This is a genomic window from Streptomyces sp. NPDC059456 (assembly GCF_042750055.1).
Taxonomy (GTDB): Bacteria; Actinomycetota; Actinomycetes; order Streptomycetales; family Streptomycetaceae; genus Streptomyces.
In genome coordinates this window covers 533-2,856 of the sequence record NZ_JBHYVA010000898.1, presented here as the reverse complement: position 1 = coordinate 2,856, position 2,324 = coordinate 533, and the positions used below count along the sequence as shown (strand labels likewise).

Annotated in this window: 1 pseudogene; it reads left to right on the top strand. The window is 72.6% G+C overall.

Annotation, left to right across the window (positions count from 1 at the left end):
- A pseudogene (locus ACFXA3_RS40240) lies at positions 1-2,193 on the top strand (hypothetical protein); the annotation flags it as partial.
- Positions 2,194-2,324: the final 131 nt, after the last annotated feature.

Genomic DNA, 2,324 nt, shown 5'->3' with positions numbered 1-2,324 from the left:
CCTGGGGTTTGTTTGGGTGCGCTATCGATACAACCCCCCCGCACCCTGGCGCACCGGCCCGTTGGGCCCCGCCGGCCCGCGGGCGGCCCCCCGCCCCCGGCCGGGGGGGCGCCGGCCCAGGCGGCCGAGGCCTCCGGCGCCGCCCAGGGCGAGGCGGCCGAGGCCAGGCGCCAGGCCGACATCGCCTCCAGTGCCGCCAACCAGGCGACCAACGCCGCTTCCACGGCCCAGGCGCTCGCCTCGACCGCCGCGCAGGCCGCACGTACGGCCAACAGCGCGGCCAAGTCCGCCGCCGGGCACGCGGAGCGGGCCGCCGACGCCGCGGAGGAAGCCGTCAAGTACGCCGGTCAGGCCATCGACTTCGCCAACAAGTCGACCGCCTACGCCGACGAGGCGGTCAAGGCTGCCAACCTCGCGACGAAGGCCGTCGAGGACGCCATCGCGGTGGAGAAGAACGCCCGCGCCGCCGAGGCGGCCACCCTGGAGGCCGACAAGCTGCAAGGCATGAAGGAAGCGGCGCAACTCGCCCAGGTGGACAAGAGCGAACGCGCGGCCGACCTGAACAAGCGCACCCAGGCGCAGCAGACCGCCCAGGCCACCAAGGACCTCGTGGCCAAGGCTGAGCAGGCGCTCGGCAAGGACGACCTCGCCGCAGCCGCCACCCTCGGCCGCCGGGCAGCCGTCGCACTGCTGGACTCCCGGGGCACCTGGACCCGCCAGGCCGCCCGTTTCGCACTCGCCGGATCCGACGAGGACGTCTTCTCCTGGATCGACCTCGACCGGCAGCTCGCCGAGTCCCAGGACGACCGCGAGACCATCCTCTTCATCGCCCAGGTCGCCGAGCCGGCCGTAGCGAAGGCGGCCGTTCAGGCCCTCGCCGGCGGCATTCCCGCGGAAGGCGACTTCAACACCTCCGGCGTCATCAAGTCACGTGCCGAGGACAACCGGGTCAACATCCTCAAGATCCTTCACGAGAAGCCCGGAAGCGCCGTCACCAAGGCCGCCAACGACGCGCTCAACGCCAACACCCCCGCAGCCCTCCAGAAGTTCTTCGACGAGGACCTGGCCAAGGCCGTCGAACAGGACGACGCCGTCTCCACCATCAAGGTGGCGGCCAACGGAGACCTGTACTCCAAGGCCTATGCCGAGGTCGCCCTGGAGGGCCCCGCCTGGATGCGCCGGCGCTTCGTGCAGTCCGTCCAGCACCGGGCCGCCCAGCTCGACTACGACTCCCTCAGCCACGCCGCCGCCATGCAGGCGACCATCGCGGCAGCGGCCAGGATCGCCCAGGAGGCGCAGCGGGACGCGGCACTCGCCTCCCAGGTCGCGGCAGTGGCCCGGGATGCCGGAGCCATGGCCCAGGAGTGGGCGCAGAAGGCGCTGGACTCGGCGAAACTGGCCGACGGCTACAAGGACCAGGCCCGTCAGCACGCGGACGCGGCGGACAAGTCCGCCGCCGATGCCCAGGCCTCCGCGAACAAGGCCAAGGACGCCGCCGCCACCGCCCAGAGCGCCTCCCGCGCGGCGAACCTCTCGGCGAACCGTGCCGTCGACGCGGCCCGCAGTGCACTGGCCTCCGCCTACAGCGCCCAGGCCTCCGCAGCCGACGCCCACCAGGCCGAGCTCGCCGCGGGCCGGGACGCCAAGGCGGCTGCCGCGGCCGCCGCCGAGGCACGCCAGATCGCCGCGGACAAGCGGACCGCGGAGGTGAAGGAAGCGGCGCGCGTCGCCGCCGAGCAGGCGCAGAAGGACCGGGACGCGAACCGCAACCCCTCCGACACGCCGACCAATGACACGGTCAACCCCAAGGGGACGCAGCCGGGCAAGGACGAATGGTGGAACGACGCCAAGTGGTGGGCTGACAGCGCCGACAAGGTCAGCACGGCTGCCGGGCTGCTGGCGACCGGCTTCGCCGTGTCGTGCGTGTTCTTCCCGGCGGCACCCGTTCTCGGCAGCATCGCCGCGGTCTGCCTCGGCGTCTCCGTCGTCGCCGCCGGGGTCAGCGCCATCGCCACGGGAATCGAATACGGCTTCACCAGCGGTGAATTCGTCTCGTCCGCGGGTCGTACGGCGCTGGGTCTCGTCACCCGCGGCGGCGGACGCGTCGCCACCACGGTGGCCAAGCCGGTCATCCGCACGGTGGAAAAGGCCACCAAGTCCGTGTCCAAGGTGCTCTTCGACCTCGTCGCCTGACGGCTGATCGGTCACGAATTCCCCCTCGCCGGACCCGCGCCGGCGCAAACTGCCCCCGGGGGGGGGCGGGGGGTGATCACCGAGTGCGAGATAGGATTTAGGCCGGCGGGGGGGGGATAGGCCCCCCCGCA